26 protein-coding genes are annotated in these 25,738 nt (G+C 67.8%); 24 read left to right on the top strand and 2 right to left on the bottom strand.

Going from position 1 to position 25,738, the window contains the following annotated elements; genetic code table 11:
• Positions 1-45: 45 nt before the first annotated feature.
• The 19 genes from murC (at position 46) to BN2660_RS15910 (ending at position 19,508) form a co-directional block, all read left to right on the top strand.
• Entirely contained in the window at positions 46-1,443 is a 1,398-nt protein-coding gene (gene murC / locus BN2660_RS15995) for a UDP-N-acetylmuramate--L-alanine ligase (protein ID WP_091234618.1), read from the top strand.
• Between the two features lie 5 nt (positions 1,444-1,448).
• Positions 1,449-2,360, top strand: coding sequence for a cell division protein FtsQ/DivIB (locus tag BN2660_RS15990; protein WP_091234615.1), 912 nt, complete (start codon positions 1,449-1,451; stop codon positions 2,358-2,360).
• Positions 2,361-2,537: 177 nt separating this feature from the next.
• Positions 2,538-3,689 carry a cell division protein FtsZ gene (gene ftsZ / locus BN2660_RS15985; RefSeq protein ID WP_091234613.1) on the top strand — a complete coding sequence of 384 codons (1,152 nt, stop codon included), beginning with the start codon at positions 2,538-2,540 and terminating at the stop codon, positions 3,687-3,689.
• Complete coding sequence (locus BN2660_RS15980; RefSeq protein ID WP_091234610.1) at positions 3,686-4,366, top strand: YggS family pyridoxal phosphate-dependent enzyme; 681 nt, start codon at positions 3,686-3,688, stop codon at positions 4,364-4,366. The genes ftsZ and BN2660_RS15980 overlap by 4 nt, the downstream gene beginning before the upstream one ends.
• Before the next feature lie 43 nt (positions 4,367-4,409).
• Positions 4,410-4,883 carry a cell division protein SepF gene (locus BN2660_RS15975; RefSeq protein ID WP_091234607.1) on the top strand — a complete coding sequence of 158 codons (474 nt, stop codon included), beginning with the start codon at positions 4,410-4,412 and terminating at the stop codon, positions 4,881-4,883.
• A 3-nt stretch (positions 4,884-4,886) separates the two neighbouring features.
• Positions 4,887-5,183, top strand: coding sequence for a YggT family protein (locus tag BN2660_RS15970; RefSeq protein WP_091234604.1), 297 nt, complete (start codon positions 4,887-4,889; stop codon positions 5,181-5,183).
• 155 nt (positions 5,184-5,338) lie between these two features.
• Positions 5,339-5,932, top strand: a complete 594-nt coding sequence (locus BN2660_RS15965; RefSeq protein ID WP_091234601.1) for a DivIVA domain-containing protein — start codon at positions 5,339-5,341, stop codon at positions 5,930-5,932.
• A gap of 9 nt (positions 5,933-5,941) precedes the next feature.
• Positions 5,942-6,592: a signal peptidase II gene (lspA, locus tag BN2660_RS15960; protein WP_255305223.1), complete on the top strand. Its 651-nt coding sequence runs from the start codon at positions 5,942-5,944 to the stop codon at positions 6,590-6,592.
• Between the two features lie 2 nt (positions 6,593-6,594).
• Positions 6,595-7,515, top strand: a complete 921-nt coding sequence (locus BN2660_RS15955) for an RluA family pseudouridine synthase (protein ID WP_091234597.1) — start codon at positions 6,595-6,597, stop codon at positions 7,513-7,515.
• Positions 7,516-7,582: 67 nt separating this feature from the next.
• Positions 7,583-8,176 carry a GNAT family N-acetyltransferase gene (locus BN2660_RS15950; protein ID WP_091234594.1) on the top strand — a complete coding sequence of 198 codons (594 nt, stop codon included), beginning with the start codon at positions 7,583-7,585 and terminating at the stop codon, positions 8,174-8,176.
• A 31-nt stretch (positions 8,177-8,207) separates the two neighbouring features.
• The gene (locus tag BN2660_RS15945; protein WP_091234591.1) at positions 8,208-8,804 is read left to right on the top strand and encodes an RNA polymerase sigma factor; all 597 of its coding nucleotides are present in this window, start codon (positions 8,208-8,210) and stop codon (positions 8,802-8,804) included.
• Positions 8,801-9,937, top strand: coding sequence for a hypothetical protein (locus BN2660_RS16490; protein WP_141651318.1), 1,137 nt, complete (start codon positions 8,801-8,803; stop codon positions 9,935-9,937). Before BN2660_RS15945 ends, BN2660_RS16490 begins: the two co-directional genes overlap by 4 nt.
• A 41-nt stretch (positions 9,938-9,978) precedes the next feature.
• Positions 9,979-10,584 (top strand): RNA polymerase sigma factor, encoded by a 606-nt coding sequence (locus BN2660_RS16485; protein ID WP_141651317.1) that lies wholly within the window; start codon positions 9,979-9,981, stop codon positions 10,582-10,584.
• Positions 10,559-11,662, top strand: a complete 1,104-nt coding sequence (locus tag BN2660_RS15935) for a hypothetical protein (protein WP_091234588.1) — start codon at positions 10,559-10,561, stop codon at positions 11,660-11,662. Before BN2660_RS16485 ends, BN2660_RS15935 begins: the two co-directional genes overlap by 26 nt.
• A gap of 92 nt (positions 11,663-11,754) precedes the next feature.
• A complete protein-coding gene (gene dnaE, locus BN2660_RS15930; RefSeq protein ID WP_091234585.1) occupies positions 11,755-15,273 on the top strand; it encodes a DNA polymerase III subunit alpha in 3,519 nt (1,172 codons plus the stop codon).
• A gap of 109 nt (positions 15,274-15,382) precedes the next feature.
• Positions 15,383-16,687 (top strand): DUF2637 domain-containing protein, encoded by a 1,305-nt coding sequence (locus BN2660_RS15925; protein WP_255305222.1) that lies wholly within the window; start codon positions 15,383-15,385, stop codon positions 16,685-16,687.
• A gap of 2 nt (positions 16,688-16,689) precedes the next feature.
• The gene (gene hisD / locus BN2660_RS15920) at positions 16,690-17,994 is read left to right on the top strand and encodes a histidinol dehydrogenase (RefSeq protein ID WP_091234582.1); all 1,305 of its coding nucleotides are present in this window, start codon (positions 16,690-16,692) and stop codon (positions 17,992-17,994) included.
• A gap of 10 nt (positions 17,995-18,004) precedes the next feature.
• Entirely contained in the window at positions 18,005-18,475 is a 471-nt protein-coding gene (gene nrdR / locus BN2660_RS15915) for a transcriptional regulator NrdR (protein ID WP_091234579.1), read from the top strand.
• A 10-nt stretch (positions 18,476-18,485) separates the two neighbouring features.
• Positions 18,486-19,508: a quinone-dependent dihydroorotate dehydrogenase gene (locus BN2660_RS15910; protein ID WP_091234576.1), complete on the top strand. Its 1,023-nt coding sequence runs from the start codon at positions 18,486-18,488 to the stop codon at positions 19,506-19,508.
• A gap of 63 nt (positions 19,509-19,571) precedes the next feature.
• On the opposite strand, the gene BN2660_RS15905 is transcribed toward BN2660_RS15910, so the two are convergent.
• Complete coding sequence (locus BN2660_RS15905; protein ID WP_091234573.1) at positions 19,572-20,159, bottom strand: DUF3043 domain-containing protein; 588 nt, start codon at positions 20,157-20,159, stop codon at positions 19,572-19,574.
• A gap of 44 nt (positions 20,160-20,203) precedes the next feature.
• Here BN2660_RS15905 and BN2660_RS15900 point away from each other — a divergent pair, with 44 nt between their 5' ends.
• The 5 genes from BN2660_RS15900 (at position 20,204) to BN2660_RS15880 (ending at position 25,252) form a co-directional block, all read left to right on the top strand.
• Positions 20,204-21,622, top strand: coding sequence for a dipeptidase (locus BN2660_RS15900; protein WP_091234570.1), 1,419 nt, complete (start codon positions 20,204-20,206; stop codon positions 21,620-21,622).
• 90 nt (positions 21,623-21,712) lie between these two features.
• Positions 21,713-22,078 carry an iron-sulfur cluster insertion protein ErpA gene (erpA, locus tag BN2660_RS15895; RefSeq protein ID WP_091234567.1) on the top strand — a complete coding sequence of 122 codons (366 nt, stop codon included), beginning with the start codon at positions 21,713-21,715 and terminating at the stop codon, positions 22,076-22,078.
• 96 nt (positions 22,079-22,174) lie between these two features.
• Positions 22,175-23,077, top strand: coding sequence for an aa3-type cytochrome oxidase subunit II (gene coxB, locus BN2660_RS15890; protein ID WP_091234564.1), 903 nt, complete (start codon positions 22,175-22,177; stop codon positions 23,075-23,077).
• 3 nt (positions 23,078-23,080) lie between these two features.
• Positions 23,081-24,814 (top strand): aa3-type cytochrome oxidase subunit I, encoded by a 1,734-nt coding sequence (gene ctaD, locus BN2660_RS15885; protein ID WP_176697231.1) that lies wholly within the window; start codon positions 23,081-23,083, stop codon positions 24,812-24,814.
• 3 nt (positions 24,815-24,817) lie between these two features.
• On the top strand, positions 24,818-25,252 hold the full coding sequence (locus BN2660_RS15880) for a cytochrome c oxidase subunit 4 (protein WP_091234562.1): 435 nt from the start codon (positions 24,818-24,820) through the stop codon (positions 25,250-25,252).
• Positions 25,253-25,304: 52 nt separating this feature from the next.
• Here the strand turns inward: BN2660_RS15880 and BN2660_RS15875 are convergent, their stop codons facing one another.
• A complete protein-coding gene (locus BN2660_RS15875; protein WP_091234559.1) occupies positions 25,305-25,724 on the bottom strand; it encodes a rhodanese-like domain-containing protein in 420 nt (139 codons plus the stop codon).
• Positions 25,725-25,738: the final 14 nt, after the last annotated feature.

The following is a 25,738-nucleotide window of genomic DNA, read 5'->3' as shown; positions in this document are numbered from 1 at the left end:
ACGTGGGACCGGATGCGCCCCACCGAAAACTAGACTGGACGAGACATGATCAGACCTGACCTCTCCCTCCCGATCCCCGAGACGATCTCTTCCGCGCACTTCATCGGAATCGGCGGATCCGGTATGAGCGGCCTCGCGAAGATGTTTCTCGACGCCGGCATCCGCGTGTCCGGCAGCGACCGCGCCGACAGCGACAACCTTCGTGCCCTCGCTGCCGCCGGCGCGACGGTGCACGTCGGGCACGACGCGGCCCACCTCGGGGACGCGGACACGGTGGTGCACACCGGCGCGATCTGGCCCGAGAATCCCGAGTTCGTCCTCGCCAAGGAGCGGGGTCTGCACGTGATCCACCGCTCGCAGGCCCTGCACTGGCTGATCGGCTCCCGGCGCCTGGTCTCGGTCGCGGGTGCGCACGGCAAGACCACGTCGACGGGCATGATCGTGACGGCGCTGCAGGCTCTGGGCGCCGACCCGAACTTCGTCAACGGAGGCGTCATCGAGCAGCTCGGCGTATCCAGCGCCTCCGGTGCCAGCGACCTCTTCGTCATCGAGGCCGACGAGTCGGACGGCACCTTCCTGCTGTACGACACGGCGGTCGCGCTCATCACCAACGTCGACCCCGACCACCTCGACCACTACGGATCGGACGAGGCCTTCCACGACGCCTTCGTGCGGTTCGCGGACGCGGCCACGGAGGCCGTGGTCATCTCGAGCGACGACAGCGGGGCGCTGCGCGTCAGCGCGGGTCTCTCGCATGCGAACGTCATCACCTTCGGACAAGCGGAGGATGCCGACGTGCGCGTGACCGGCATCGTCGCCGCGGGGCCGGTCTCCGCGACGATCACGCACGGAGACGAGAGCGCCCACCTGCAGCTCGCGGTCCCGGGGGTGCATAACGCCGTCAACGCCACGGGTGCGGTCGCCGTGCTGCGGGCGCTCGGGTTCGGTCTCGAGGAATCGGTGAGGGCGGTCGAAGGCTTCGCCGGCACCGTCCGTCGTCTCGAGCAGCACGGCATCGAGCGGGGGGTGACGGTCTACGACGACTACTCCCACCACCCCACCGAGGTGCGCGCGGCCCTCGAGGCGATGCGCTCCATCGCCGGCACGGGTCGGATCATCGCGATCCAGCAGCCGCACACGTACTCCCGGACGCAGCACATGTTCCAGGAGTTCGCGGACGTGCTCGAGACCTACGCCGACCACACGGTGATGCTCGACGTGTACGGCGCCCGTGAGGACCCGGTGCCCGGTGTCACCGGAGAGCTGGTGAGCGATGCGTTCGAGGACCCCGCGCACGTGCACTACGTGGCCGACTGGCAGCAGGCTGCGGACTACACCGCGTCGGTGGCCCGTGACGGCGACTTCGTGATCACTCTCGGCTGCGGCAACGTATACCAGCTCATCCCGCAGGTGCTCGAGTCGCTGCGGACCACCGGAGCGTAACCGCGATGCGTCGCCCGCCTCCGCCTCCCACCCCGCCCGCGGGTCTCGCGGAGAGCGACACGGAGTCCGCCGCCCGGACGGCACCGCGGCGGGGCCCTCGCGAGGATTCCGATGCCGCGGTCGCCAGTGCGTATGAGCCGGCGGCGGATTCTGGCGAGCAGCCCACCTCCACCAGGGACGTCTGGCGTGCGGCCCGCGCCAGAAGAAGAGCGCTGCGAGCGGAGATCCGACGGTTCACGCAGCGCTCGCGCCGCCGCCGCATCGTGTGGCTCAGCGCCCTCGGCGCGGTCATCCTCGTCGTCGGCGGAAGCGTCGCCGCGGCGTACAGTCCGCTGTTCGCCGTCGAGCGCATCACCGTCGTCGGAGCGACGACGCTCGACGGCGCCGCGGTGGAGGCAGCGCTCGCAGATCAGGTGGGCACCCCGCTCGCGCTGGTCGACTCGAGCGAGGTCAAGGCCGCTCTGCTGGCCTTCCCGCTGATCGAGACCTACGCCCTCGAGGCCAAGCCCCCGCATGACCTCACGGTACGGATCGTCGAGCGCACGCCGGTCGGCGTGATCAGGTCGGATGCCGGATACACCCTGGTCGATGCCGCGGGCGTCGCTCTCGCGACGACGAGCGATCAGCCTGCAGGCCAGCCGCTGCTCGACATCGACGGCGGCACGGACTCGACCGCCTTCGAGAGCGCTGGGCTGGTGGTGCGCTCGCTCCCCGCCGACGTGCGCGCTGCTCTCACCGGAGTGTCGGCGACGACGGCTGACGACGTGACGCTCACGCTCAGCACGGGGTTGACCGTGGTCTGGGGGAGTGCGGACGACTCGCCGCTCAAGAGCGCGACCCTCGCCAAGACCCTGATCGCGCGCCCGGACGCGTCGACGATCGACGTCACCTCGCCCGAGGTCGCGGTCGTCGGATAGGTTTCGTCGCCAAACGGGCGACACGCCCGTGTCTTCGCGTGCGCGCGGATGCGCGGCGCTTACCTTCGAACAAGAGAAACCAATACCGGGAAATACTTTACACCTCTAGTTGAGGTTTAAGGTTCACCCTCACGGATTCCCTTCCAGACAACAGGCTCGATTATTCGGAGGCCGGCCATGAGCCAGAACCAGAACTACCTCGCCGTGATCAAGGTCGTCGGCGTCGGCGGTGGCGGCGTCAACGCCGTCAACCGCATGATCGACCTCGGTCTCCGCGGAGTCGAGTTCATCGCAGTGAACACCGACGCACAGGCGCTCCTCATGAGCGACGCCGACGTCAAGCTCGACGTGGGCCGCGAGCTCACGCGCGGCCTCGGCGCCGGAGCCGACCCCGAGGTGGGTCGTCGCGCTGCGGAGGACCACGCCGAGGAGATCGAGCAGGCGCTGACCGGCGCCGACATGGTCTTCGTCACGGCCGGAGAGGGCGGCGGCACGGGAACGGGCGGAGCGCCCGTCGTCGCGCGCATCGCCAAGTCGATCGGCGCCCTCACGATCGGTGTGGTCACCAAGCCGTTCTCCTTCGAGGGGCGGCGACGCCAGAGCCAGGCCGAGGCCGGCGTCTCGAAGCTGAAGGAAGAGGTCGACACTCTCATCGTCGTGCCCAACGACCGTCTGCTGGAGATCAGCGACCGGGGCATCTCGATGATCGAGGCCTTCGCGACCGCCGATCAGGTGCTCCTCGCCGGTGTGCAGGGCATCACCGACCTCATCACGACCCCGGGTCTCATCAACCTCGACTTCGCCGACGTCAAGTCGGTGATGCAGGGTGCAGGCTCGGCACTCATGGGCATCGGCTCGGCCCGCGGGGCCGACCGTGCGATCAAGGCCGCCGAACTCGCGGTCGAGTCGCCGCTGCTCGAGGCGAGCATCGAGGGTGCCCACGGCGTCCTGCTGTCCATCCAGGGTGGTTCCAACCTCGGCATCTTCGAGATCCATGACGCAGCGGACCTGGTGAAGGAGGCCGCCCACCCCGAGGCCAACATCATCTTCGGAACCGTCATCGACGACACGCTCGGCGATGAGGTGCGGGTGACCGTGATCGCGGCCGGCTTCGACGGCGGAGAGCCTGCTCTGCGTCTCGACCCGATGGTCGTCTCGCGCCCCGCGGCAGCGACCACCCTGCCCGAGGTCGAGCTTCCCAGCGCCGATGAGAGCACGCAGAAGCCCGAGCGGGTCGAGGCGGAGCCGCAGCAGCAGCGCGTCACCACGACCAGCATCGAGCCGGCGTTCGCCGACGACGACATCGACATCCCCGAATTCCTGAAGTGACCGAGCTGGCCGCGCGGCTGTCGACGATCGATCAACGCATCGCCGACGCCGCGCGCCTGGCCGGCCGCGATCCGGCGGAGATCACCCGGATCGTGGTGACGAAGTTCCATCCCGCCTCCCTCGTGCGCGATCTGTACGCGTCGGGTGTGCGGGAGGTGGGCGAGAACCGGCAGCAAGAGCTCAGCGCCAAGGCGGAGGAGCTCGCAGACCTCGATCTCCGCTGGCACTTCATCGGACAGGCGCAGACGAACAAGGCCGCCGCGATCCGTCGCAGCGCGAACGCCGTGCACTCCGTCGATCGTGATCGTCTGGCAGACGCGCTGCATCGCGCCGCAGACGGCGACGACGTCCTCGACGTCCTCGTACAGGTCAATCTGACCCAGGATCAGGGGCGCGGAGGTGTCGCGCCCGGCGACGCCCGCGCTCTCGCGGAGCACATCCTCACCCTGCCGTCGCTCGCCCTGCGCGGCGTGATGGCCGTCGCACCTCTCGATGAGGAGCCCGCCTCTGCGTTCGCGCGACTGCGAGCGGTCTCAGACGGCCTCCGCGAGCTCGAGCCCGCGGCCGACTGGATCTCCGCCGGGATGACCGGCGACTTCGTAGAGGCCATCGCCGCGGGTGCGACACACCTGCGGATCGGCTCCGCAATCACAGGACCCCGCCCCGAGCGGGGTTAACCTCTAATCAGACCCGCCCGAGACGTTCGAACCGGAGGACACGATGGGTAACCCGCTGAAGAAGACCATGGTGTATCTCGGCCTCGCCGACGAGGAAGAGGTCTACGAGGAGGAGGCGCAGGCTCCCGCCCGCGTCCACCGCGACCGTGACCGCGACCGGGAAGAGCCGACTCCGGCTCCGGTCACCCCGCTGCGTCGTCCTGTCGCGGTGCGTCAGCCCGCAGGAGGGGCAGTGAACGAGATCCTCACCGTGCACCCCAAGCAGTACCGCGATGCGCAGCTCATCGCCGAGAGCTTCCGCGAGGGCGTGCCTGTCATCATCAACCTCTCGCAGATGAGCGATGCAGACGCCCGCCGTCTGATCGACTTCGCCTCGGGCCTCTCGCTCGGTCTGTACGGGCGCATCGAGCGCGTCACGTCCAAGGTCTTCCTGCTCTCGCCTGAGAACATCGCGGTGTCCGGGCACGGGGGTATCGCGCACGCAGACGCTGAGTCCGCGGGCTTCGACCAGTCGTAACCCGTGGGGTTCGTCTCCGTCATCGCGAGCATCGTCCATCTGATGCTCCTGCTGTACCTGCTGGTGCTGTTCGCGCGTCTCATCCTCGACTACATCCCGATGTTCAATCGCGAATGGCGGCCGAAGGGTGCGGGCCTCGTGGCCGCCGAGGCCGTCTACACGATCACCGATCCTCCGGTCCGGTTCTTCCGGCGGATCATCCCGCCGCTGCGCATCGGTTCGCTGTCCCTGGACTTCGGATTCTCGATCACGATCCTCATCGTCCTGATCCTGATGAACATCGTCCGGATCTTCATCTGACACGGCCGTGACTTCGGCGCGCGTGAGTGTCGTGACATCGCGACGCCCAGGCTCGGGGGCTATGCTTGGCTCCCAGGTGCGCGCCCCGGGTTCGCGCCACATCTCGACCACGCCATTCTCGAAACTGGCAACCGAACTCATCGAAGGAGCCACCCATGGCACTTACCCCGGATGACGTCGTCACCAAGCAGTTCCAGCACGTCCGCTTCAAGGACGGCTTCGACCCGGACGAGGTCGACGACTTCCTCGACGAGATCGTCATCGAGTGGCGCAAGGCCCTCGAGGAGAACGTCGAGCTCAAGGCCAAGCTGGCCGCGTACGAGTCGGGAGCAACTCCCGCAGCGGCTCCGGCCGCCGAGACGCCGGCTCCTGTCGAGGCCGCTCCGGTCGCCGCGCCCGCCGAACCCGCCCCGTCGGGATCCGCCACCGCCACCGCCGGCATCATCGAGCTCGCCCAGCGCCTGCACGACGAGCACGTCGCCGAGGGTGAGGCCAAGCGCGCTCAGCTCATCGCCGACGCCGAGGGCGAGGTCAACCGCATCCGCACCGAGGCCGAGGCCAAGCAGCGTGAGGAATCGGCTCGTCTCGAGCGCGAGCGCAACACGCTCGAGGCCCGCATCACGGAGCTCCGCAACTTCGAGCGCGACTACCGCTCGCAGCTGCGCGGCTACATCGAGGGTCAGCTCCGCGACCTCGATGAGAAGTCGGCGTCGACGGACTCGACCCCGGTTTCCGCGATCGGACTGTAGGTCGTCCTCTTGCCAGGACGCCGTCCTCTTCGTCGGTCGGCGGCCGGTGCGCTCGTTGCGGTTCTCGCAGCGGTCGTACTGGCCGCCGATCAGTTTGTGAAGCACCTCACGATCCAGAACCTGCCGCTGCAGGAGCCGGTGCCGGTTCTCGGTGAGTTCCTTCAGCTGTACTACGTGCGCAATCCCGGCGCCGCGTTCTCGCTCGGGTCTGACGTCACGTGGATCTTCACGATCGCGCTGGCAGTCGTCGCGGGCGTGATCGTCTGGAAGGCGTTCGGTCTCCGCTCCCGCCTCTGGGCCGTCGTCCTCGGCTGCCTGCTGGGCGGGGTGCTCGGAAACCTGACGGATCGCCTTCTGCGCGAACCGGGCTTCCCGATGGGTCATGTCGTCGACATGATCTCGATGCCCTGGATGATGCCCGCGATCTTCAACGTCGCCGACATCTTCATCGTCTCCGGCATGATCTCCGTCGCCCTCCTCGTCGTCTTCGGACTGCGCTTCGACGGCACTCGCGAGCGCGATCACGTGAAGGTCGAGACGGACGAGGACGCGGAGGCCGTGGCGCTCTCGGAGGGATCGTCGTCGTCGAACACGACGGCGTCTCCTGAGCGGGGCGATTCGGATGCCGCCGCGGGCACGCCCGTGTCGGACGGACGCTGAGGGTGGAGTCCCGGTCACTGCCGGTTCCTGACGGACTCGACGGCACACGCGTCGACGCCGCGCTGGCGAAGATGCTCGGCTTCTCCCGCACCTTCGCCGCCGACGTCGCCGAAGCCGGAGGCGTGAGCCTCGACGGTGTCGTCCTCGACAAGTCCAGTCGCCTCCGGGGCGGCGCGTGGCTCGAGGTCGAGTGGCAGCCGAAGGAGGGGCCGAAGATCGTCCCCATCGCGGTCCCCGAGCTCGGCATCGTGTACGACGACGACGACATCGTCGTCGTGGACAAGCCCACGGGTGTGGCCGCGCACCCCTCCCTCGGGTGGGAGGGGCCGACGGTCGTCGGAGCGCTGGCTGCCGCCGGCTTCCGGGTGGCGACGAGCGGCGCCGCTGAACGTCAGGGAGTGGTGCACCGACTCGACGTCGGCACGAGCGGACTGATGGTCGTCGCCAAGACGGAATCCGCGTACACGGCTCTGAAGCGCGCCTTCAAGGACCGCACGGTCGAGAAGATCTACCACGCCGTGGTCCAGGGTCACCCCGATCCGCTGTCCGGCACGATCGACGCGCCGATCGGCCGGCACCCGAACCACTCGTGGAAGTTCGCCGTGGTGCCGGACGGAAAGCCCTCCGTGACCCACTACGAGACGCTCGAGGCCTTCCCCGGTGCGTCGCTCCTCGAGATCCACCTGGAGACGGGGCGCACGCATCAGATCCGAGTGCACATGGCGGCCCACCGGCATCCGTGCGTGGGAGATCCGCTCTATGGAGCCGACCCCACCCTGTCTGCCCGCCTCGGGCTGACGCGCCAATGGCTGCATGCGCACAAGCTCGCGTTCTCGCATCCCGCGACGGGGGATTGGGTGCAGTTCGAGTCGGCGTATCCGGCCGACTTCGAGCGCGCGCTCGCGATCCTTCGCGCCGACTGACTCGCCGGCTGCCGCCCGCCGCCGCCTGCCGCTGGCCTCTGTCGGTGGTGTGCGCGAGACTGTGCGCATGACCGCCATCGAGGTGAGACCGGCGACGGAGTTCGACGACGTGGCGACCCTCGTCGGCCCGAAGAAGCCGACATCGAACGTCTGCTTCTGTCTGAGCTACCGGATCGGCAGCAAGGAGAACGTGGCGCTCAGGGGAGCGGCTCGCGCCGATCGGGTGCGAGGGCTGTGCCAGGAGGATCCGCCTCCCGGTGTGATCGCCTACCTCGACGGTGAGCCGGTCGGCTGGGCGGCGCTGCATCCGCGGCGGGAGACCAGCTTCGCGCGCAATCGGCTGATCCCGCACGTCGACGATCTCGACGTGTGGTCTCTGTGGTGCATCCGGGTTCGTCCGGGGCATCGGAAGCAGGGCATCTCGCACGCGCTGATCGGCGGAGCGGTCGAGTACGCGAGAAGACGGGGAGCGCCCGCGATCGAGGGATACCCGGTCGACAACGAGGGCGCGAGAGTGAACCCCACGATGGCGTATGTGGGAACGCGGAGGCTCTTCGAAGAGGCCGGATTCACGAAGGCGGCCGACACGGGATCGATCCTCGACGGGTTTCCCCGAGTGCTCATGAGGCTCGATCTGCGACCGTCGCCGAAGAAAACGTGAACTCGTCGAGGGCGCACGGACAATACTCAGCGTGAGCACAGACAGCGAGATCATCCGGCGGTCGCTGGACCGACCCCCCGCGTTCGCAGAACTCTTCGATCGACACTCACGCGTGGTCAACGCCTTCGCGACGTACAGAGTCGGTCGGGAGACGGCGGAGGACATCCTCAGCGAGACCTTCCTCGTGGCGTTCCGCCGACGCGCCGACTATGACTCGGTGCACGAATCCGCCGTGCCCTGGCTGCTCGGCATCGCCTCCCGGCTGATCCGTCGGCACCGTGCCGTCGAGGCTCAGCACTGGCGCTCGTTCGTCGCGGAGGTCTCGCGGGGGGAGCACTCCTCGGAGGGCGGCGTCGACGACGCGATGACGAGGGTCGATGCCGAACGCGAGGTCCACGCGCTGAGATCGAGCATCGCCGCCCTCGCCCCGAAGGACCGCGAGACCCTTCTGCTCTACGCCTGGCAGGGCATGACATATGACGAGATCGCGACGGCGCTCAAAGTGCCCGTGGGAACGGTGCGCTCACGACTCAACCGCGTGCGCAGACGTCTCGACCCGGTGCGCAAGGTACAGGCGTATGAGAAGGCACAGACACAGGCCGATCGAGCAGCAGGGAGCGTGCGGTGAACATCTTCGAGAAGGTGCAGGAGACCCGCCCCGAGGTCGAAGGGGCCGATGAGAACATCTCGGTGGCACGAGCGCTACTTCTGACCGCGATCGCGGCGGAGCAGCAGCCGGCGCGCCCGCGCGCCGCCCGCCGCCCGTGGATCGTGGCAGGGGGACTGCTGGGCATCGGCGCGGCAGTGACAGCGGGTGTGCTCGTGGTCGGCGGTCTCACCCCGACCACCGGTGGCGTCGAAGCCGTTCCGGTGGCACCGAGGCCGTCGGTCGGTCCCAGCCCGCTGCCGACGTCCGAGCCGACCGCGGAGGCGACTTCGGAACCGCTGACGGCGGCAGGCGTGTTCGGCGCGGCAGGAGCGTCTGCGGGAGCCTTCACCGGTCTCACCGCGGCCCCGGGGCAGTACGTGCGCGTCACGACCGCGACGGCGACCATCGTGTACAGCGGGGCCGACGGCACATGGGGAGAGTACGCCGCCGACCGGTCGAGCGCCACGAGTGCGTGGACCGTGTCGAGCAACACGGAGACCTACCTGCCGGCGGATCAGTATGGGGAATGGCGTTACGTCGGGCGGCCGGTCCAGCTCGGCGATCTGTACGGGGCGGATGCGGGCGCGAGATCGCAGAAGTATCTCCAGGAGGTCGCTCACAGCTCGTACGACCCCTACGGGGTGAGCGGGGGCGCAGGCGCGCCGTGGCCGACCACCGCCGGCGATTCCCTCGCCGCGTTCTACGAAGCCATGCCGAAGGATCCGGCTCAACTGATCGTCTGGATCGACGAGCACCAGGAGACGCCGCCCGAGGCCGACGACGCGAAGGTCGGCTGGCTGCTCGTCGATCTGCTCGCCCGCAACGGCGGATCACCGGAGGCCCGCGCAGCGATGTATGCGTCCCTGAGCATGCTGGAGGGCTTCGTCGTGATCGCCGCGGTCGGCGACCTCGTGACCGTCGCGCTCGACACGCCGGTCGACGACCTCGCGGGGAACCTTACGATCCAGCGCCGCACCGCGACCATCGACCTCGCCAGCGGGCTCGTGACGGAGACCACGATGACCACAGGCTCGGGATCAGCGCTGGTGCCGGATGCCGTTCCCGACCAGCGCAGCGTGTACTCGACGACCGTCGTGAACGGCGCTCCGTGACCGAAAGTGAACCGTTCTCGCGTTCTGCGGCAATACATAGTGTGAGCACAGACAGCGAGATCATCCAGCGATCGCTCGGGCAGCCCCGGGCGTTCGCGGAACTCTTCGACAGGCACGCCGGGGCCGTCGGGCGGTACGCCGCCCGACGGCTGGGACCGGATGCGGGAGAAGACATCCTCAGCGAGACGTTCCTCGTCGCGTTCGCCCGCAGGACCGCGTTCGACACGTCGTGGGACAGCGCGCTGCCCTGGTTGTTCGGGATCGCCTCTCGCCTGATCAGGAAGCACCGGGCGAAGGAGGCCAGGCACCTCCGCTCGAGCACGGAGTCGATGAACCGCGAGGAGCACATCTCCGCCGGCGGTCTGGAGGCGACGATCGCGCGAATGGACGCCGAGATCTCCACCCGGGAGTTGGCGCCGCGGATCGCCGCTCTTTCGGCCAAGGACCGGGAGACGCTTCTGCTGTACGCCTGGGGAGACCTGACCTACGAGGAGATCGCCCAGGCGCTGGGCGTGCCGACGGGGACGGTACGCTCCCGGATGAACCGCGTGCGCACGCGACTGAACCCGACTCGTCTCGCGAGTCGCGGACGGGACCTGAACGGCAAGGAAGGAGAGGTCGATGGACATTTTCGAGCGCGTGCGTGAGGTCGAGGCGGGGGTGTATCTCGCGGACGACCGGATCATGGAAGCACGGTCACGGCTTCTTCAGGGCATCGATGCGGGCAGCGCAGCGGAGCGGAAGCGCATCGCGCGTCGCCCGGTGTTCCTGATCGCGGGAGCTGTCGCCGGGGTTGCCGCAGCCACCGCTGCGGTCGTCGTGGTGAACGACATCACGGCACCCGCGCCGCAGGTCGAGGCAGTACCCGCGCCCACGGTGGACCCACGCCAGCCCGGGGTGGCGCTTCCACACCCCGCGCCGACCGCGGGAACCGGGATCACGGAGCCCTTTCCCGACACCACGCCGCAGGCCGGGCAGCACCTCAGCGTCCGTACCACGGACGAGCGGATCATCTATCGAGGGACTGGAGACCCGTGGTTCTACGAATGGTCGTATCGTCCGGACGATGATGCGCCGGTCGCCGCCGCGATCTATCGCAACGTCAACACCGTCTACGTACCCGGCGACCGCAGCGGAGAGTGGGTCGGTCGATCGGGCCCGACCAATGAACGGCTCGCCTCGTACCCCGCCGATCAAAGCGCAGGCTGGGATGCGATCCTCCCGTATCGGGGCGACGTGCAGACGTGGACGTACACGGGTGGCATCGGCGGCGAGACGGTACCGCTCACCGGATCCGATGAGTGGTACCTGCAGTACCCGGACGACCCTCAGGCGCTGCTCCAGTCCTTCCGGGACAGGGCCTCGGAGTGGGGATCGGACCCGGCGGCCCTGGACGAGCTCGCGCTCAGCAACGTCATCGACGTCCTGGTCGAGAACTATGCGCCTGCGGCGACGCGGGCCACGTTCATCGAGGCTGTCACCCTCTCGGGGAACGCTGAGATCATCGCTACCGATGGGGATGTCGTGACCTATCGGTCCCGATTCACGGAGATGAGCGACCCTATGACCGTCACCGTGTCGATCGATCACACGACGGGGTGGGTCGTCGAGTACACCTCACGCCGAGACCGTACGGACGTCGATGCGGCCACCGACCCCGCGCCGGCCGACATCCCCGACATCCGCAAGACGATGACGACCACGATCGTCGACGCGCTGCCCTGACGGGGGGAGGGCTCCGGCGCTGCCATCCGCGCCGGAGCCCGTCGGCCCGCCGCGGCGTCCCGATGTCGGACGCCGAAAGTAGACTCGAACGCATGGCATCCGACTCCTTCGTACACCTGCACGTGCACAGCGAGTACTCGATGCTCGACGGTGCGGCGAAGATCGGCGCGATGACCCAGGCGGCCGCCGATTACGGCATGCCGGCCATCGCCGTCACCGATCACGGCAACACCTTCGCCGCCTTCGAGTTCTACAAGGCGGCGAACGCGGCCGGGGTCAAGCCCATCGTGGGTCTCGAGGCCTACGTGACCCCCGGCACGCACCGCAGCGACAAGTCGCGTGTGCAGTGGGGATCGCCGGACCAGAAGAGCGACGACGTCTCCGGATCGGGTGCCTACACGCACATGACGATGTGGAGCCAGAGCACCGAGGGCATGCACAACCTCTTCCGGCTCAGCTCACGCTCGAGCATGGAGGGGTACTACTTCAAGCCGCGCATGGACCGCGAGCTGCTGCAGACCTACGGCAAGGGCCTGATCGCGACGACCGGGTGCCCGTCGGGAGAGGTGCAGACACGGCTCCGGCTCGGTCAGTACGATGCGGCCCGCGCCGCGGCGGCGGAGTTCCAGGACATCTTCGGCAAAGAGAACTACTTCGCCGAGATCATGGATCACGGGCTCTCCATCGAGCGGCGCGTCATGACCGACCTCCTGCGCCTCGCGAAAGACCTCCACATCCCGCTCGTGGCGACCAACGACTCGCACTACACGCATCAGCACGAGGCCGATGCCCACGCGGCGCTGCTGTGCGTGCAGTCGGGCTCCACGCTCGACGACCCCAACCGCTTCAAGTTCGATGGCGACGGCTACTACATCAAGACCGCCGCCGAGATGCGCCAGATGTTCCGCGACCACCCCGAGGCCTGCGACAACACCCTCCTGATCGCCGAGCGCTGCGAGGTGGAGTTCAACACCTCCGCCAACTACATGCCCCGCTTCCCGGTGCCGGACGGCGAGACCGAGGACAGCTGGCTCATCAAGGAGGTCGAGAACGGCCTGCACTACCGCTACCCGGGCGGGATCCCCGACAAGGTGCGCAAGCAGGCCGAGTACGAGACCGGCATCATCCTGCAGATGGGGTTCCCCGGTTACTTCCTCGTCGTCGCCGACTTCATCAACTGGGCGAAGGACAACGGCATCCGCGTGGGGCCGGGTCGAGGATCCGGAGCAGGATCCATGGTCGCCTACGCGATGAAGATCACGGACCTCGACCCTCTCGAGCACGGCCTCATCTTCGAGCGGTTCCTCAACCCCGATCGCGTCTCCATGCCCGACTTCGACGTCGACTTCGATGACCGTCGTCGCGGCGAGGTCATCGACTACGTCACGGCGAAGTACGGCTCCGAGCGCGTCGCCCAGATCGTGACGTACGGCACGATCAAGTCGAAGCAGGCGCTGAAGGACGCGGGTCGGGTGCTCGGATTCCCGTTCAGCATGGGGGAGCGGCTGACGAAGGCCATGCCGCCTCCCGTCATGGGCAAGGACATGCCGCTCGACGGCATGTTCGACTCCGCTCACCCCCGCTACAAGGAGGCGAGCGAGTTCCGCGCGCTGATCGAGACCGACCCTGAGGCGAAGACGGTGTTCGACCGTGCCCTGGGTCTCGAAGGACTCAAGCGCCAGTGGGGTGTGCACGCGGCCGGTGTGATCATGTCGTCCGAGCCGCTGCTCGACATCATCCCGATCATGCGCCGCGAGCAGGACGGGCAGATCGTCACGCAGTTCGACTATCCGTCGTGCGAGACCCTCGGTCTGATCAAGATGGACTTCCTGGGGTTGCGGAACCTCACGATCATCTCGGACGCGCTCGACAACATCCGGTCGAACCGCAACGAGGAGCTCGATCTGGAGCACCTCGCGCTGGACGACCGCGGCGCGTACGACCTGCTCGGTCGGGGCGAGTCGCTCGGCGTCTTCCAGCTCGACGGCGGCCCGATGCGCTCGCTCATGCGCCTGATGAAACCCGACAACTTCGGCGACATCTCGGCGCTCATCGCTCTCTACCGGCCAGGGCCGATGGGAGCGAACTCCCACACGAACTACGCGCTGCGCAAGAACGGCATGCAGCCGATCACGCCGATCCATCCGGAGTTCACCGAATCCCTCGCCGACATCCTCGACGAGTCCTACGGCCTGATCATCTATCAGGAGCAGGTCATGGCCATCGCGCAGCGGGTGGCGGGCTTCTCCCTCGGACAGGCCGATATCCTCCGCCGCGCCATGGGCAAGAAGAAGAAGTCGGAGCTGGACAAGCAGTTCGAGGGCTTCCAGGCGGGGATGCACGCGAACGGGTACTCCGACGGAGCCGTCAATGCACTGTGGGAGATCCTCCTCCCGTTCTCCGACTACGCCTTCAACAAAGCCCACTCCGCCGCATACGGCCTCGTGTCGTATTGGACCGCGTACCTGAAATCCCACTATCCCGCCGAGTACATGGCCGCGCTGCTGACCAGCGTCGGCGACTCGAAGGACAAGATGGCCCTCTACCTGAACGAGTGCCGTCGCATGGGCATCAAGGTCCTGCCGCCCGACGTCTCGGAGTCGATCAACTACTTCGCCGCCGTCGGGGACGACATCCGATTCGGCCTCGGTGCCGTGCGTAACGTCGGCAGCAACGTCGTCGAGGGCATCGTCAAGGCACGCAAGGACGAGCGCTTCACCTCCTTCCATCATTTCCTCGACAAGGTGCCGCTGCACGTGTCGAACAAGCGCACGGTCGAGTCCCTCATCAAGGCGGGCGCCTTCGACTCGATGGGCGATTCCCGTCGTGCACTCATGGAGATCCACGAGGACGCGGTCGAGGCCGCCGTCGACCGCAAGCGGAACGAGGCGCAGGGCGCCATCGGATTCGACTTCGACAGCCTCTACGACGGCATGGAGGAGGCGGCGCCCGCCAAGGTGCCTGCTCGACCCGAGTGGATCAAGAAGGACAAGCTCGCGTTCGAACGCGAGATGCTGGGGCTCTACGTGTCCGATCACCCGCTCGCCGGGCTCGAAGTGCCTCTCGCCAAGCATGCGTCGATCTCGATCCACGACCTCAACAACTCCGAGGACGTCCAGGACGGAGATCAGGTGACGGTCGCGGGCCTCGTGACGAGCGTCCAGCACCGCGTCGCCAAAGCGAGCGGCAACCCCTACGGCATGATCACGGTCGAGGACTTCAACGGCGAGGTGACGGTCATGTTCATGGGCAAGACCTACACCGAGTTCCAGCACATCCTGCAGCAGGACTCCATCCTCGCCGTCCGCGGCCGTGTCTCCCGACGAGACGACGGGCTCAACCTCCATGCGCAGTCCGCGTTCGCGCCCGATGTCGGATCCTTCGACGCGGCGGGCCCGTTGGCGCTGGTGCTGGCCGAGCAACGTGCGACCGAACGGGTGATGAACGAGCTCGCCGACGTGCTTCGACGCCACAACGGCGACACGGAGGTCGTGCTGCGAGTGCACCGCGGCGGAACCGCCAAGGTCTTCGACGTGCCGATGCCGGTGAAGGTGTCCGCCGACCTGTTCGGTGACCTCAAATCGCTGCTCGGGCCGGCCTGCCTGGGCTGAGCATCCGCGTCATCGGATTCCTGTACTGTCCCCCAGGACGTACCCCGGTAAAATCAGGATGCGTCGTGTGCAGGGCCTACGATGCCTGCACCGTGACGAAAGGACCCCCATGAGCACGGACACTCCCTTCCGCAACGACGAGGATTCATACGCCGACGGCGCGACCGCCGCATCAGACCCGATCGCCGACGACGACTCGTTCGAGCCGGAGGACGGCGTGCTGTACGACGAGGAGGTGACGCCGGAGTACGGGATCCTCGGATTCACCCTGCGCGAGCTGCTCATCGTCGGCGCCTGGCTGATCGCCTTCGTCGCATCGTTCTTCCCGTACCGCGGCGACGCATCGATCTGGGGGACGGGCATCCAGTGGATCCTCCCGATCGGCGTCCCCACGGTCGCCGTGTTCCTGTTGGTCCTCCGCCGGTTCTCGCCCGACGGAATTCGCCGGGTGGGTTCCCTCGGCATCGATCAGTTCGCCTCCGTCGCCTTCTCGGTGGCCGCGGTGTACTGGGTCGCGGATCTCTGGAACCTGGTCGCACTCAGCATCGACTTCGGTGTCGTCGCCTTGAGCTGGAACGGCATCGTGCAGCTGATCGCCTCGCTGGCTCTGGTCATCTTCACCGTGTTCGCGCCGCTCGTGCCGAGCCTCAAGGAGGACTTCCACGGGCGGCTCGTCACCCTGGCTCATCGCAATGCGAACCCGGTCCGTCCGGTCATCGCGCGGCCCCGCCCCGAGCCGGCGCCCTCTGCCGACGAGGACCCCGACGTGCCTCGAGGCGTCGATGAGCACTCAGAGAGCCCCTCGGCGCCGACGATCGCGCCAGTCCCGGACCACGGCGTGGCCCACGATGCCGGGTTCGCCGCCGCACCGCCGCCCGCCGCCGCAACCACGCGCACGAACGGACCCGCGGAGCTCGACGTCGAGCTCTCGGGGCAGCAGGCCACCGACGAGGTCGCCCGTCTCGATCTCGCCGAGCAGGTGCCTCTCGCGGCTCACGCGTCGGGCGGAGGAACCGGTACGGAGCAGGCGACCTCGGACGACGATTATGTGCCGTCCTACTCCCGACGCTCGCGGGGTCCGGAGCCCGAGATCGTCTCCGACACCGGCAGCATCGAGTCCATCATGGGCATGTCGGCGCACGACGTCGACGCGACGGAGACCACGGCGTTCCCCGCTGTGGACTCGGCGCCGGCGACGGACTTCGACGCGGAGGCGCGCGGCGCCGGGCAGCCCTTCTGGATCCTCGCGCCCACCGAGCGTGACGTCCACGACGAGCGGGGCGACGTGCTCTTCCGCATCGGTCCGAACGCCTGGGCGCTCGTCATCGAGGACCGCGGGGGCGCCTACGTCGTGCGGCACGATGACGGCCGGCTCGGCTACCTTCACGACATCGCAGACATCACGAAGGGCTGACAGTGCGCACCATCGATCTGCGAGGGCGAGAGCTCTCGCCGGCTGACATGCTCGCGGCCGTTCCGAGGGCGACCCAGGCGCGGGCCGAAGCGCTCGACACCGCAGTGCGCATCGTCGACGACGTGCGCGAGCGCGGCGAGCACGCCCTCCGTGAGCAGGCGGAACGCTTCGACAACGTCTCGGGCCACGAGATCCGCGTGCCCGCGGAGCACATCACCGAGGCGCTCGACTCCCTCGATCCGGCGGTGAGGACGGCACTGGAGGAAGCGATCCGCCGGGTCCGCGAGGCCTCCACCGCCCAGGTGCCCGCCACGCAGGTGACCGAGATCGGTCCGGGGGCGACGATCACGCAGCGCTGGCAGCCCGTGCACCGGGTCGGGGTCTACATCCCGGGCGGCAAGGCGGTCTACCCGTCGAGCGTCATCATGAACGTGGTGCCGGCGCAGGTCGCCGGGGTGCAGCAGATCGCTCTCGCCTCGCCTCCTCAGGCCGACCAGGGCGGACGCATCCACCCGACCATCCTCGCCGCGGCAGGACTGCTGGGCGTGACGGAGATCTACGCCATGGGCGGCGCCGGCGCGATCGGCGCGTTCGCGCACGGCATCGACGCGGTCGGACTCGACCCCGTCGACATCGTGTCCGGACCGGGCAACAACTACGTCGCCTCCGCGAAGCGAGCGGTCGCCGGCGTCGTGGGCACCGACTCGGAGGCGGGTGCGACCGAGATCCTCGTCGTCGCCGATGCCTCGGCGGACCCGCGTCTGATCGCGGCCGACCTGGTGAGCCAGGCGGAGCACGACGAACAGGCGTCAGCCGTGCTGGTCACCGACTCTCTGGAGCTCACCGAGAGCGTCGGCGAGGAGATCGCGCGCCAGTCCGTCGCGACGCGGCATGCCACCCGGGTCTCGGCCGCGCTCGAAGGACCCCAGTCCGCCATCGTGCTCGTCGACGACCGTGCCATGGCGACGGCTTTCAGCAACGCCTACGCGCCTGAGCACCTGGAACTCCACCTGGAGGACGCGGATGCCGCAGCGGCATCCTTCACCAGCGCAGGGGCCGTCTTCGTCGGCGACCACACGCCCGTGAGCCTCGGCGACTACATGGCGGGGAGCAACCACGTGCTGCCGACCGGCGGACAGGCACGCTACGCGCCCGGTCTCGGCGCGTACACGTTCCTGCGTCCGCAGCAGGTGATCTCCTACGACCGTGCCGCTCTCGCCGAGGTCAGGGCGGGTGTCGTCGCCCTCGCCGACAGCGAGGCGCTGCCCGCCCACGGGGAGGCCGTCGAGGCGCGGTTCACGGCGTAGGATCGGTCAGATGCACTGCCCCTTCTGCCGTCATCCGGACTCCCGCGTCATCGACTCCCGTACCAGCGACGACGGTCTGTCCATCCGCAGGCGCCGTCAATGCCCGGAGTGCGGCGGACGGTTCACGACCACGGAGACGGCCAGCCTGAACGTGATCAAGCGATCGGGGGTGATGGAGCCGTTCAGTCGCGAGAAGGTGATCTCCGGCGTCAGGAAGGCCTGCCAGGGCCGCCCGGTGACGGAGGCGGACCTCGCCATCCTCGCCCAGCGGGTCGAGGAGGCCGTCCGGCAGACCGGGGTCTCGCAGCTCGACGCCAACGAGATCGGTCTGGCGATCCTCGGACCCCTGCGCGACCTCGACGAGGTCGCCTATCTCCGCTTCGCGAGCGTCTACCAGGCCTTCGAGTCACTGGAGGACTTCGAGAGCGCGATCACCGAGCTCCGCGCCGACCACACCGAGCGGGAGCCCGTAGACCGGTAATCTGGCAGGGATGTATCCGCTGCTCTTCCGCGCTGTCCTGTCGCGCTTCGATCCCGAGTTCGCCCATCACGCCGGCATGGCGGTCATCCGCGTGCTCGGTGCCCCTCCGTTCGCCTGGGCGACGCGGGCGCTGACGAAGCCGGACGAGTCGCTGCGCGTCCAGGCGCTCGGCCTGACCTTCCCGTCTCCGTTCGGCATCGCCGCCGGTTTCGACAAGAACGCCGTGGGAGTGCGTGGACTCGCCGCGCTGGGCTTCGGACACGTCGAGGTCGGCACCGTGACCGCCATCCCGCAGGACGGCAATCCACGGCCGCGCCTCTTCCGCCTCATCGCCGATCGGGCCGTCGTCAATCGGATGGGCTTCAACAACCAGGGAGCGGATGCGGTGGCTCGCCGCCTCGCCGCTCTCCGCAGAGGAGCGCCGGACACGGTCATCGGGGTGAACATCGGCAAGAGCCGAGTCGTCGACGTGGAAGACGCCACTGCCGACTACGTCGCATCCGCCACGCGCCTGGCCCCCCTGGCCGACTATCTCGCGGTCAACGTCTCGTCACCGAACACCCCGGGTCTCCGCGGCCTGCAGGCGGTCGAGACCCTGGCGCCGCTGCTGCGGGCCGTGCGGGCCGCCTCCGGCTCGACGCCTCTGCTCGTCAAGATCGCCCCGGACCTCGCCGACGAAGAGATCTCGGCCATCGCGAAGATGGCCGTCGATGAAGGGCTTGCGGGGATCATCGCGCACAACACGACGATCAGCCGCGACGGGTTGCTGACGGAGCCCGCGATCGTCGAGGCCGCGGGCGCCGGCGGCCTCTCGGGGGCGCCGCTGAAGGAGAGGTCGATGCAGGTGCTGCGTCTCGTGCGCGGCGCGGTTCCCGAGGACTTCTGCGTCATCGCGGTCGGGGGAGTGGAGACGCCCTCCGATGTGCAGGAGCGGCTCGACGCCGGCGCGACGCTCGTGCAGGGGTACACGGCCTTCCTCTATCGCGGTCCGTTCTGGGGCCGGGAGATCAACCGCGGTCTCGTGCGCCGCTGATCCGCGGCACGAAAGAGGCGTCCCACGCTCCACGGAGCAGGGACGCCACTGACGTGCGAGGGATCAGGCGGGGCGGTCGCCCCGCTTCACCTGAGGCTTGGGGAGTCGCATGAAGCGCATCTGCAGGGAGCGCATCGCCGCGTACCAGCCGAGGCCGCGCTCCATCCGATCCTGGCCGAACTTCGCCGCCACCTTGCGCTTCACCCGGATGCCGAGGAGGATCATGCCGCCGATGGCGAGGATGAGGTAGGCCATCATCACGAGGTACGCCCAGCCCGCGATCGCGAACCCGCCGATGGCGAGGCTCGGCGGAAGCAGCGAGATGAGGATGACGAGCACCATCACGCCCATCACGAACTCGGCGGGATGCCATCCGGAATCCACGTAGTCGCGCACCCAGCGGCGCTGCGGACCCCTGTCGCGCGCCGGGAGGTACTTCTCCTCACCGGCCGCGAGCCCGGCCTGGGCGCGATTGCGGCGCTCGTTGAGCTCGGCGCGCGCGGCGGCCTTCGCCTCCTTCGTGTTCGCGACCAAGGGGCGGCGACGGGCGGCCTCCTGCTCCGCACGGGTCGGCGTCGCGCGACCCTTGCCGACGGCAGGCGTCTCGGCGGCGTCGTCGTTCGTCGATGGGGTGGAGGGGGTAATGGCCACGACGTTCCTCGGTTCGGTGAAGGGTTCACCTTAAGATTACTCGCATGACATCTCCTGCTCTGCCCGGTGACCCGAATCCGTCCGGCGATCGCGAGGCCGCCGTCCTGGACGCCGCTGCCACAGGGTTCCCCGCCGCGCTGAGCGACCTCGGACAGCTCGTCCGCATCCCCGGCATGGCGTGGCCCGCGTTCGACCAGACGCAGCTCGAGCGCAGCTCCGAGGCGGTGGCCGCGCTCGCGTCCGGAACAGGCGTCTTCGATGATGTCCGCATCCTGCGAGCGGCGATCCCCGGGACCGACGAGGTCGGGCAGCCTGCCGTCCTCGCCACCCGCGCGGCGCGCAACGGCAAGCCGACGATCCTCCTCTACGCGCACCACGACGTGCAGCCTCCGGGGGACGATGCCCTGTGGGAGACGCCGCCGTTCGAGCCGACGGTACGAGACGGACGTCTGTACGGTCGCGGTGCGGCCGACGACAAGGCGGGCATCATGGCCCACATCGCCTCCATCCGTGCGGTCGCCGAGGTGCTCGGCGACGACCTCGAGCTCGGCATCGCGATGTTCGTCGAAGGGGAGGAGGAGTACGGCTCGCGGTCGTTCGCGCAGTTCCTCTCCGACAACAAGGACGCCCTTCGCGCCGACGCGATCGTCGTCGCCGACTCCGGGAACTGGGACTCGTCGACACCGGGGCTCACCGTGTCGCTTCGCGGTAACGCCCGGTTCACCGTCCGCGTGCGCACCCTCGACCACGCGTCGCACTCCGGGATGTTCGGCGGCGCCGTCCCCGACGCCATGATGGCGACGGTCACGATGCTCGCGACCCTCTGGAACGCCGACGGGTCGGTCGCCGTCGAGGGCATGATCGAGCGCGACGCGCAGACGCCCGATTACACCGAGGAGACGCTCCGAGATGAGGCCGGACTGCTCCCGGGGACCTCGCCGATCGGAGACGGCACGATCCTCAGCCGCATCTGGAACAAGCCCTCCGTGACCGTCATCGGCATCGACGCGACGAGCGTGGCCGCTGCCTCGAACACGCTGTTGCCCGAGGTCACAGTCGTCATCAGCGCCCGTGTCGCGCCTGGCCAGACGGGCGAGGACGCCTATGCCGCGCTCGAGGCGCATCTGCGCGCACATGCTCCGTTCGGTGCGGAGCTCACATTCTCCGACGTGGATCTCGGCAACGGCTTCCTCGTCGACACCAGCGGCTGGGCGGTCGCCCTCACCCGCGAGGCCATGCGCGACGGCTACGGCGTCGCTCCCGTCGATCTCGGGGTCGGCGGCTCGATCCCGTTCATCGCGGATCTGGTGCGCGAGTTCCCGCAGGCGCAGATCCTGGTCACCGGCGTGGAAGACCCGCACTCGCGTGCCCACAGCCCGAACGAATCGCTTCACCTCGACACGTTCCGGCACGCCGTCGCGACCGAGGCGCTGCTGCTCTCGCGGATGAACGACATCATCTGAGCCGAGCCGCATCACCCGAGCCCCGCATGCGAGGCGGAGGGTAAAATCGAGATACCAGCCGTGCGAGCGCGGCCCGTCACAAGGAGCGACATGAGCGATATCACACTGACCCCGGCAGAGACCACCCAGGCGCACGGCGTGAAGCTGACCGATGCTGCGGCGACGAAGGTGAAGAACCTCCTCGAGCAGGAGGGCCGAGACGACCTCCGTCTCCGGGTCGCCGTCCAGCCCGGCGGATGCTCGGGACTCATCTACCAGCTGTACTTCGACGAGCGCTACCTCGAGGGCGACGAGACCGTCGACTTCGACGGTGTGGAGGTCATCGTCGACAACATGAGCGTCCCGTACCTCGACGGTGCGTCCATCGATTTCAAGGACACGATCTCGGAGCAGGGCTTCACGATCGACAACCCGAACGCCGCGGGCAGCTGCGCCTGTGGAGACAGCTTCCACTGAGCCCGGGAGCCCCGCCAACCTGCGTGGTTGGCATGAATCAGGTGTGAGGTTGCCCTAGACTTGGGTGTGCCCTGTCCGCAATCTGAAAGGTGCATCGTGCCCTCGAATCGCCGCCTTCGTTGGGTCGCTCTTCCGTTGGGAGTGGTGACCGCCGTGGCCCTGGCTGGATGTACCACCACAGAGCTGAACGGGTATCTCCCCGGCTTCGTGGACGACGGACCTGCAGCCACGAACCAGACCGAGCGCGTGTCGTCGCTCTGGGTGAACTCCTGGATCGTCCTGCTCGCCGTCGGCGTGATCACCTGGGCCCTGATGGCCTGGGCGGCGATCGCCTACCGCCGCCGCAAGGGGCAGACCGGTCTGCCCGTGCAGATGCGGTACAACATGCCGATCGAGATCTTCTACACGATCGTGCCGCTCATCCTCGTCCTGGGGATGTTCTTCTTCACCGCTCGCGACCAGGCGGCCATCGAGACGAAGTGGGATGAGCCCGACGTCGAGATCACCGCGATCGCCAAGCAGTGGGCGTGGGACTTCCAGTACGACGGCGAGGAGGAGGACAACTCCGACGCCGTATGGACGATGGGAATCCAGGCGCAGCCCGACGCCGCGGGCAACATCGATCAGGCCCAGCTGCCGACTCTGGTGCTGCCGGTCGACCAGAAGGTCACGATCAACCTCCAGTCCCGCGACGTCATCCACTCGTTCTGGATCATCGACTTCCTCTACAAGAAGGACATGTACATCGGGAAGGACAACTCCTGGTCGTTCATCCCGACCCGCGTCGGCGACTACGCCGGCAAGTGCGCCGAGCTCTGCGGCGAGTACCACTCGATGATGCTCTTCAACGTGAAGGTCGTCGAACAGGACGAGTACGACGCCTACCTCCAGACGCTCGAGGAGGAAGGCAACACGGGAGACATCACGGACGCCTACGACCGTCTCGCGAACTACCCCGGCATCAGCCCCCAGAACGACTCCGAGGAAGGAGAGGAGTAAGCCATGTCGACCACTGAAGCCCCCCGCACCGACGAGGCCCCTCGCTCCCGCCCCACCACCCTGCCCGCACGCCAGGCTGCTCTCATGAGCTCCTCGCGCGTCGAGCAGAAGGGCAACATCGTCGTCAAGTGGATCACCTCCACCGACCACAAGACGATCGGGTACATGTACCTCATCGCCTCGGTGCTGTTCTTCCTGCTCGGCGGCGTGATGGCACTCGTGATCCGCGCAGAGCTGTTCGCTCCCGGGATGCAGATCGTCCCCACCAAGGAGCAGTACAACCAGCTGTTCACGATGCACGGCACGATCATGCTGCTGATGTTCGCGACGCCGCTGTTCGCAGGGTTCGCCAACGCGATCCTGCCGCTGCAGATCGGTGCTCCCGACGTCGCGTTCCCGCGCCTCAACGCCTTCGCCTTCTGGCTGTTCCTGTTCGGCTCCACGATCGCGGTCGCCGGCTTCCTCACCCCGCAGGGTGCAGCATCCTTCGGATGGTTCGCGTATCAGCCCCTGGCCAGTGCGTCGTTCTCGCCGGGCGCCGGTGGAAACCTCTGGATGCTGGGTCTCGGCATCTCCGGCTTCGGCACGATCCTCGGCGCGGTGAACTTCATCACGACGATCATCACCATGCGCGCCCCGGGAATGACCATGTGGCGCATGCCGATCTTCTCGTGGAACACGCTCATCACGAGCCTCCTGATCCTCATGGCGTTCCCCGTGCTCGCCGCGGCGATCTTCGCGGCCGGTGCTGACCGTGTGCTCGGTGCCCACATCTACGACCCGCAGAACGGCGGCGTCCTGCTGTGGCAGCACCTGTTCTGGTTCTTCGGGCACCCCGAGGTGTACATCATCGCGCTGCCGTTCTTCGGCATCGTGTCGGAGATCTTCCCGGTCTTCAGCCGCAAGCCGATCTTCGGGTACAAGACCCTCGTCTACGCGACGATCGCCATCGCCGCCCTCTCGGTCGCGGTGTGGGCGCACCACATGTACGTGACCGGCTCGGTCCTGCTGCCGTTCTTCGCGCTGATGACGATGCTCATCGCCGTCCCGACGGGTGTGAAGATCTTCAACTGGATCGGCACCCTCTGGCGAGGCTCGGTCACTTTCGAGACGCCGATGGTCTTCGCTCTCGGGTTCCTCGTGTCGTTCGTCTTCGGCGGTCTGACCGGTGTCATCCTCGCGGCTCCGCCGCTGGACTTCCACCTCTCGGACTCGTACTTCGTGGTCGCGCACTTCCACTACGTCGTCTTCGGCACGGTCGTGTTCGCGATGTTCGCCGGGTTCTACTTCTGGTGGCCGAAGTGGACGGGGCGGATGCTGAACGAGCGCCTCGGGTACGTGCACTTCTGGATGCTGTTCATCGGCTTCCACATGACGTTCCTGATCCAGCACTGGCTGGGTGTCGACGGCATGGTCCGCCGTTACGCGGACTACTCCGAAGCCGACGGATGGACGTGGGGCAACCAGGTGTCGACGATCGGCGCGATCATCCTCGGTGCGTCGATGTTGCCGTTCTTCCTCAACGTGTGGATCACAGCCCGCAAGGCACCGAAGGTGACCGTCAACGACCCGTGGGGCTATGGTGCATCGCTCGAATGGGCGACGTCCTGCCCGCCTCCGCGGCACAACTTCACCTCGATCCCGCGCATCCGCAGCGAGCGCCCGGCGTTCGACCTGAACCACCCCGAGGCGGCCGAGTTCGCGACCACTGCCCCCGGCGAGCGAGAGGGCCACTGAGCCATGCGCGACAACGTCATCCTCTGGTGGATCCTCACCGCGTTCTTCGCCCTCGTCGGCGTCGTCTACACCGGCTGGCACATCCTGGCCACGCCGGCCGAGAACTTCGCGATGCGCATCGAGTGGGTCGGCACCGTGGCGCTGTTCTTCGCCGCCTTCATGGGTGCGATGATCGCGTTCTACCTCGACCGGACGCACAAGGCGCAGAACGGTGAGCTGCCCGAAGACATCCTGACGAGCGACATCGACGACGGAGACCCCGAGCTCGGCGAGTTCAGCCCGTGGTCGTGGTGGCCGATCGTGCTGGCCGCCTCCGCCGGTATCTTCGTCGTGGGACTCGCTGTCGGCCAGTTCCTCCTCCCGATCGGTCTGTCGATCTTCGTGATCGCGATCATCGGCTGGGTGTACGAGTACTACCGCGGCAACTTCGCACGCTGATCAGACGACAAAGGCCCCCGGGAATCCCGGGGGCCTTTGTCGTATGCCACAATCACGCGCGAGTGCGCACCCGAGCGATGCCCGTCAGCGGGTCCACGGGGCGACGGTGGACACCATCGGCGTCCTCGACGGGATAGCCCTCCCTGACCCAGTACTCGAACCCGCCGATCATCTCACGCACGTCATAGCCGAGCCGAGCGAACTCGAGCGCTCCCTTCGCCCCGGCGTTGCAGCCCGGGCTCCAGCAGTACACCACGACTGCCGCATCCCGGGGGATCTCCACGGGGGCTCGAGTCGTGATCTCGCTGTAGTGCATGTGCACGGCGCCGGACACACGTCCCTGCGCCCAGGCCTCATCCGACCGGACGTCGACGACGATGAGGTCTTCACCGGCTCTGAGGGCGGCATGGACGTCGCTGGCATCCGTCTCGTACGAGAGCTTGGCTGCGTAGTAGTCGGCTCGATCGATCATGATCTCAGCCTAGA

This window comes from Microbacterium sp. 3J1 (genome assembly GCF_001049495.1).
In the GTDB taxonomy this organism is placed as follows: Bacteria; Actinomycetota; Actinomycetes; order Actinomycetales; family Microbacteriaceae; genus Microbacterium.
This window is presented reverse-complemented; position numbering and strand designations above follow the sequence as displayed.

Coding starts and splice junctions, on each gene's coding strand:
- murC (WP_091234618.1), top strand. CDS start 46: ATGATCAGACCTGACCTCTCCCTCCCGATCCCCGAGACGATCTCTTCC.
- BN2660_RS15990 (WP_091234615.1), top strand. CDS start 1,449: ATGCGTCGCCCGCCTCCGCCTCCCACCCCGCCCGCGGGTCTCGCGGAG.
- ftsZ (WP_091234613.1), top strand. CDS start 2,538: ATGAGCCAGAACCAGAACTACCTCGCCGTGATCAAGGTCGTCGGCGTC.
- BN2660_RS15975 (WP_091234607.1), top strand. CDS start 4,410: ATGGGTAACCCGCTGAAGAAGACCATGGTGTATCTCGGCCTCGCCGAC.
- BN2660_RS15965 (WP_091234601.1), top strand. CDS start 5,339: ATGGCACTTACCCCGGATGACGTCGTCACCAAGCAGTTCCAGCACGTC.
- BN2660_RS15950 (WP_091234594.1), top strand. CDS start 7,583: ATGACCGCCATCGAGGTGAGACCGGCGACGGAGTTCGACGACGTGGCG.
- BN2660_RS15935 (WP_091234588.1), top strand. CDS start 10,559: ATGGACATTTTCGAGCGCGTGCGTGAGGTCGAGGCGGGGGTGTATCTC.
- dnaE (WP_091234585.1), top strand. CDS start 11,755: ATGGCATCCGACTCCTTCGTACACCTGCACGTGCACAGCGAGTACTCG.
- BN2660_RS15925 (WP_255305222.1), top strand. CDS start 15,383: ATGAGCACGGACACTCCCTTCCGCAACGACGAGGATTCATACGCCGAC.
- nrdR (WP_091234579.1), top strand. CDS start 18,005: ATGCACTGCCCCTTCTGCCGTCATCCGGACTCCCGCGTCATCGACTCC.
- BN2660_RS15910 (WP_091234576.1), top strand. CDS start 18,486: ATGTATCCGCTGCTCTTCCGCGCTGTCCTGTCGCGCTTCGATCCCGAG.
- BN2660_RS15900 (WP_091234570.1), top strand. CDS start 20,204: ATGACATCTCCTGCTCTGCCCGGTGACCCGAATCCGTCCGGCGATCGC.
- erpA (WP_091234567.1), top strand. CDS start 21,713: ATGAGCGATATCACACTGACCCCGGCAGAGACCACCCAGGCGCACGGC.
- ctaD (WP_176697231.1), top strand. CDS start 23,081: ATGTCGACCACTGAAGCCCCCCGCACCGACGAGGCCCCTCGCTCCCGC.
- BN2660_RS15880 (WP_091234562.1), top strand. CDS start 24,818: ATGCGCGACAACGTCATCCTCTGGTGGATCCTCACCGCGTTCTTCGCC.
- BN2660_RS15875 (WP_091234559.1), bottom strand. CDS start 25,724: ATGATCGATCGAGCCGACTACTACGCAGCCAAGCTCTCGTACGAGACG.